Origin of the sequence: Candidatus Phytoplasma phoenicium (genome assembly GCF_001189415.1) — a bacterium.
GTDB classification, from domain to species: Bacteria; Bacillota_I; Bacilli_A; order Acholeplasmatales; family Acholeplasmataceae; genus Phytoplasma; species Phytoplasma phoenicium.
On the sequence record NZ_JPSQ01000040.1, the window covers coordinates 1 to 6,948 of the forward strand.

At 23.3% G+C, this 6,948-nt stretch carries 4 protein-coding genes and 2 pseudogenes; 5 read left to right on the forward strand and 1 reads right to left on the reverse strand.

What is annotated here, in order from left to right; all coding sequences use genetic code 11:
- The 4 genes from rplI to AlmWB_RS01065 all read left to right on the forward strand — a co-directional run.
- Positions 1–1,692 (forward strand): 50S ribosomal protein L9 (gene rplI / locus AlmWB_RS01050; protein WP_050337240.1); only part of this gene is annotated, 1,692 nt, incomplete at its 5' end.
- Positions 1,689–3,059, forward strand: a complete 1,371-nt coding sequence (dnaB, locus tag AlmWB_RS01055) for a replicative DNA helicase (RefSeq protein ID WP_050337242.1) — start codon at positions 1,689–1,691, stop codon at positions 3,057–3,059. The genes rplI and dnaB, both read left to right, overlap by 4 nt.
- 65 nt (positions 3,060–3,124) lie before the next feature.
- Positions 3,125–4,204, forward strand: coding sequence for a peptide chain release factor 1 (gene prfA, locus AlmWB_RS01060; protein ID WP_050337244.1), 1,080 nt, complete (start codon positions 3,125–3,127; stop codon positions 4,202–4,204).
- A gap of 2 nt (positions 4,205–4,206) precedes the next feature.
- Positions 4,207–4,788 (forward strand): L-threonylcarbamoyladenylate synthase, encoded by a 582-nt coding sequence (locus AlmWB_RS01065; protein ID WP_239682424.1) that lies wholly within the window; start codon positions 4,207–4,209, stop codon positions 4,786–4,788.
- Here the strand turns inward: AlmWB_RS01065 and holA are convergent.
- Positions 4,785–5,588: pseudogene (holA, locus tag AlmWB_RS01940) on the reverse strand (DNA polymerase III subunit delta); the annotation flags it as partial. The gene AlmWB_RS01065 and the pseudogene holA overlap by 4 nt on opposite strands.
- A 426-nt stretch (positions 5,589–6,014) precedes the next feature.
- Between holA and AlmWB_RS01075 the strand changes: the two are divergent.
- A pseudogene (locus AlmWB_RS01075) lies at positions 6,015–6,948 on the forward strand (hypothetical protein); the annotation flags it as partial.

Genomic DNA, 6,948 nt, shown 5'->3' on the forward strand with positions numbered 1-6,948 from the left:
ATTAGAAATATTTCTAATAAATATAAATTAAAAATTACTTTGTCTATTGGAGTCGCTTGTTATAATTTGCCTTATAATAAAATTGCTTCTTTGGCACAAAGTGCTATTGAATTAGCGCAAAAAAGAGGCGGAGATCAAGTGGTTGTTAATATTGAAAATCAAAAAATTCAATATTTTGGAGCAACTACCACGGCTTCAAGTAGTAATTCAAAAGTATCTTCAAGGGTTAATGCAGAAATTATCCAAGATTTAATACAAAAACATCATAGTTGTTTTATCATTGGGCATATTTATCCTGATTTAGATTCTTTAGGTTCTATGTTATCTTTTTACCAAATAGTTTTATTTTTAAATGAAAAATTCAATCATTATTTAATTTTGGACGAAAAAGATCTTAATGATATTAATTTGAAAATTATTTATCAACATTTGAAAACAGAAGAACCTAAAATTTTACAACAAATTATTAACGTTAAAGAAGCTAAGAAAATGATCAATGATAACTCTTTATTAGTTATTTTAGATACACAAAGCAGAAATATTGTTTATAATCAAGAATTATTAGATTTAACCAAAAATATTATTATTATCGACCATCATCGTGCTACAGAAGAAATTATTCCTAATATTTTTTCTTATGTAGATTCTTTATCTTCTTCAACAGTTGAAATGTTGATCGAGTTGATTTCTTTTTTTCAAAAAGAAGTTGAAATAACACCTTTTGTCGCTAGTTTAATGTATGGCGGAATTATTATTGACACTAATTATTTTACTTATCGTACTAGTGTTCGTACTTTAGAAGCTGCAGCAAAGTTAGTTTCTTTAGGAGCTGATGGAACACGAATTAAATTTTGGTTAAGAGAAGAATTCGACAAAATAAAAGAAATTAATGAATTAATTTCCAAAATGGAAATTTATAAAGAACGTTATGCTATTATTAAAAGTGAAAAAATATGTGATAATCGAAGTTTTTTAGCAAAAGTATCCGAAAACGCTTTAAATATTCAAAATATTAATGCAGCTTTTACAATTGGTAAATTACAAGAAAATAAAATTGGTATCAGTGCTCGTTCTTATAATGATGTGAATGTACAATTAATTATGGAAGAAATGGGCGGCGGTGGACATATTAATAGTGCGGCTACTCAAATTGAAAGTAATAACCTGGAAGAAGTAGTTAATAAATTAAAAAACATATTATTTATAGAATATAAAGAAGGTTTGAAGAATATGGAAATAATTTTATTAGAAGATATTAAAGATAAAGGAAAAAAACACGATATTATCGAAGTAAAATTAGGTTATGGAAATTTTTTAATTAAAAAAAAAAAAGCAATACTAGCAAATACTTCTAATATGAAGAAAATAGAACAAGAAAAAAAAACACAAGAAGAACAAAACCTTAAACATAATCTTTTAATGCAACAATTAAAAAAAGATATAGATAATAAACAAATTACTTTAACTGTTGAAATTGGACCACAAGGTAAAATTTATGGAAAAGTTACTTTAAAACAAATTATTGATGCTTTTTATCAAGAACATAATATTTTTATTAACAAAAATAAAAAAAAGATAGTATTGGAAAGTGAAATTAATTTTTTAGGTCAATATAAAGTAAATGTTATCTTAACTAAAGATATTGTTGCTTCTTTTATTGTTAATGTTAAAACTATTGAGAAAAAGTTATGAAGGAACATATTAAATTACCTTATTATTTAGAAGCAGAACAATCTATTTTAGGAATTATTTTATTGGATCCAAAACGTATTATTGATATAGAAAATCGTTTACAAGTTTTTGATTTTTTCAATCCTTTTCATCAATATATTTTTGCCGCAATGAAAGAATTATTTAACAAAGGACAGGACATCGATTATTATTCAGTTTTTGTTTTGTTGCGACAAAAAGGACAATTGAATGAAAGAGCGGAAGAATATTTAGTGAAATTAGGCAATTTCATTCCTTCTTTTTATCATTTGGACACTTATATGGAATTGGTTTTAGATGCTTCTTTAAAAAGAAATGTGATTGAAACCGCTTTAAAGATTTACCACGAAGGAGTTAATAATACAGAGTTAGATTCACAAAGTTTTTTAAATTTCGTAGAAGAACAAATGTTTCATATTTCTCAAAAAAAAAGAGTTAATCATTTTGTAGAATTAAAAAATTTATTAAAAAAAGTGAAAACAAAAACGTTGATTCGTCGTGAACATAATATCATCGGTTTAAGTACAGGTTATTCAAATTTAGATGACATTACTTTAGGTTTAAAACCTGAAGAATTGATTATTTTAGCTGCTCGTCCTTCTATGGGGAAAAGTAGTTTTATGATTAACCTAGCTGTTCAGATTGCAAAGAGTGAAGAAAAACCTTCGATTGCTCTTTTTAGTTTAGAAATGTCTAATGAACAATTAGTTTCAAGGATGTTAAGTTCCAATGCTTGGATCGCACATAAAAAAATTCAATTAGGAATATTAAACGAAAAAGAACTTCATGCATTAGATATTGAAATTCATAATCTACAAAACCTTAACATTTATTTTGATGATTCTGCAACTGTTAATATTTTAGATATTCGTGCTCAATGTAGACAACTTAAGACTCAAAAGAAATTAGATTTAGTTATTATCGATTATTTACAATTAATTCATAAAAATAACAAAAATAATTATCAAGGATTTTCCAATCGTCAAGAAGAAGTATCAGATATTTCTAAAAGTCTTAAACAAATGGCCAGAGAATTGCAAGTACCAGTAATTGCCTTATCACAATTATCACGTGAAGTAGAAAAAAGAGAAGATAAAAGACCTATTTTGTCAGATTTAAGAGATTCTGGAAGTATTGAACAAGATGCTGATATTGTTATGTTTTTATATCGAAAAAAATATTATATAAAAAACAAAGATAAAGAAGATTTTGTATCTGAAAATAATTCAGAAGATGAAACTGAATTGATTATTGCAAAAAATCGCCAAGGAATGACAGGAACAAAAAAATTTATTTTTGATTCTGAACATCTTTTTTTTGTAGAAACAGACGATATTAAGATTAAATAAAATTTAAAAAATTCAATTATAAATTTTTTTGATAAGTGATTATTAAAAAAATAATAAGGTATATTATGTTTGAACAATTAGAAATGATAAAACAAAAATATTTAAATTTACAAAATAAAATGTTACAAAATAATAACTATTTAAAAGATGTTAATTTTTTAAAAAAATTTAGAGAATTAGAAAAAATTGTTGAAGTTTACAATCAATATTTACAATTAAAAGAAGAAGAAGAAGAAATTCAACAAATTTTGAAATCTAATCAATATCAAAACGATGCTGATTTACTATTATTAGGACAAGAAGAATATAATGTTTTACAACAAAAAAGAAACAATATTTTAGAAAAATTACAAATGTTTTTTTTATCTAAAGAAGAAAATGATGAAAAAAATATTATTATGGAAATTAAAGGAGCTGTTGGCGGTGACGAAGCTAATCTTTTTGTCGCTGATTTATTTCGTGCTTATACGAGATATGCAGAAAGCCAAAAATGGAAAATAGAAATTATTAATTTAATTCCAGGATTAAAAAACGGGATTTCTTTTTTAATGGCGATGATTTATGGGAAAGAACTTTATTCTTTTTTTAAATATGAGTCTGGAGTTCATAGAGTCCAACGAGTACCTTTAACTGAAAAACAAGGTCGTATTCAAACTTCTACTATTAAAGTTTTAATTACACCTAATGTTGAAAAAACTCAAATTGAATTAAATTGGAATGATATTAGGATCGATACTTTTAATGCAAGTGGGCCTGGTGGGCAATCTGTTAATACCACTAAATCTGCAGTACGTTTAACTCATCTTCCTACTAGTATTAGTATTGCTTGTCAGATAGCAAAAAGTCAGCATCAAAACAAAGAAAAAGCTTTTCAATTATTAAAAAACAAAATTTTTTATCATATGTCTTCACAAGAACAACAAATTCAAAATGATATTAAAAAAAATTTAATTGGCAAAGGAGAAAGAAGTGAGAAAATTAGGACTTATAATTATGTACAAAACAGAGTGACAGATCATAGATATAATTTAACTTTACAAAAACTAGATTTATTTATGGAAGGAAAAATTGATTTATTAATTAAACCTTTGATTATGGAATTCAATAAAAAACAAATTCAAACAAAAATAAGGTATGATTATTGAATATGTTGAAACACAAAATTATTATCTTCCCTACAGATACTGTTTATGGTATAGGGACAACTATTGATGATCAAGAAAGTTTAAATAAAATTTTTAAAATTAAAAATCGTTCTTTCGATAAAGCAATTACTATTTTATTTTATTCTTTAACACAAATGCAAGATATTGTTATTTTAAACTCACAATTACGTACGATAATTGATTTTTTTTGGCCAGGTCCTTTAACTTTAATCGTTTCTACTAAACCAAAATATTATCAAAAAACAAATGAAAAAAAAATAGGAATTAGAATTCCTAATCATCAATTAGCTTTAAAAATTTTAAAAATTAAAGGTCCTATGAGAACTACTTCAGTTAATCAAAGCGGTCAACCTGCTTTGAATGATCCTCTACAAATATTAAAACAATATCAACGCAAGGTTGATTATGTTTATATTGATGTAAAATTTGTTGCAACTGCGACACTTCCTTCGACTGTCATTGATACTACTTTTACTCCTTGGAAAATGATTCGAGAAGGAAAAATCAATTTAGAACAAATAAATCGAATTTTATCGAAGATAAATTTAGAATGTTGTTTTTAATTAGGCATATTTTTCATTTCATTGCAAATTTTGTTTATAAAAAACATTTCTAAACCTGTTTTAGCATCAATTAATTTTTTTTGAATTTTATAATATAAATCTATAAAAATAAGAAATAAATTTTGTATGTATTGAAGATTTAATGATGAGATTTCTTTTATCAAAAAATAAGTTTGTGGTGAAGAATATTTTAAAATAATGGCTATTTGTTCTTGTGAATATTTTTTATTTATTAAATGTTTAGTAATGATCATATCTTGTAATTTTTGAATAGTTTGTTGAACAATTATTATAGGTTTAATTTTTTTTTTGATTAAATCTTGAAATAAAAGTAGATTTTGGACTGGTTGTTGATTATTAATTAAAAATTTAATTAAAAGAAAAATATTTTGGTTTTCATTATAAATTAATTTTTCTAAAATATTCTCATCATCGATTTGTTTGTGGGGTAAATGATATGTTTTTATTTTGTTAATGATTTCATGTAACCAAAAAAGATTGTCTTTGGTTTTTTTCATTAAAAAAAATATTAAATTATCATTAATTTGAAAATGTTCTTCATGAAAAATATTTTTAATATAATGGAATAACTTTTGACCTTGAAGATTTGGTTTTTTTTCTATATGAAAACAAGTTGTTAATTGGTTTTGAATATTTTTGGGAAAATTATTTTCTTTTGTTTCAACAAGATAAATAATAATATCATCACGAGGTTTATCCAAGTAATTAGTAAAAAAAACTAATTCAAGATTTTTTTTGAATAGAATAGAGAGATTTTGAATAAAAATAAATTTTTTATCAAAAAAAAAATATGAATTGGTGTATAAATATGATTTTTTTTATGTCTCATAATTTTTTTTGTAAAAATTAAACTTATATATGTATTAAGGAGCAAATAAAAAAATATGCTACAAACACTTTTGATAATTGTGTTAAAAATATCTTTATTACGTTAAAAATAAATTAATTACATTTATAATAATAATAGTGTTTATATTCAAAAAATCTTTTCGTTAATTTTTATAATATTTTTATATATTTGATAAAATGATTTTTTTCTTTATTGAAATACATATTGATAATATAATTTTTATTATTTTTTTACTAATACTGAATATGAAATTTTTTTATGTTTTATGTTATTTTTTTTATAGGAGATGTTAAATTATAGAATTATGGATTCATACATTATCAAAAATAATAAAAAAAAAATATTAATGATGTTGATGATTTGTGTATTCTCATTTTATTTTTATTTTACATTAATGATTTTACAACAAGAAAAAAAAAAATTAAAGAATAATACCGCACAAATCACATGGACAACATTAAACACAAATAAAAATACAGAAAAAGAAAAAAAAATTAAAAAAATACAAACAAATTTACAAAACCTTTTTTATAAAAACAATAATATACCGATTTTTAAAATTAAATGTCATAATTTTAAAAAAGGTGATTTAGTTTATGGTTTTGTTTTAGATACTGAAAAAAACTCAAAACCATTTCAAGAAGGTATTATAAGCGAAAATTATGATCATCACAAATTTAACGAACCTTTAGCTATTTCCATTAAAGGTAAAAATAATAAAATTTTTTTTAATACTAAAGGGGAATTTATAGGTATTTCTATACCTCATAAAGATTCTCCATATGCTATTAATTATATCGTAACATCGAATACATTTCATCATTTTTTAAACGAAAAATCAAAAATAGATGTAACAAATATTCATAATAATGAAGATAAACATTTTTATGATTTACCTATTTATTTGGATTCAAAAGACGGACCAAAAATATATCAAATTTGTTTAAACCAACAAGGTTTGTTTGTTGGTTTGCACAACATAAACAAAAATCAAAAATTAGAAAAACAAATTGCAGAAGACGAAAAGAAACAAGAAGAAGATGAGGAAGATGAAACATCTCAACCACAATTGCATCGAATTATAGAAGATATATCTAAAATTACCTTTCAAATTAAATTTAAACCAAATGATGAAATAATTACTTTTGGTTCTTGTTTTATTTATAAAGCTGAAGCAAAAGTTAATAATAGGTTTGAATATTCTTTACTTACAAATCGACATGTTGTTAAAGGAGTTCTAGAAAGTCAAACCACGATGTCTATTTTCGACGAAAAAAATAAAAAAATAC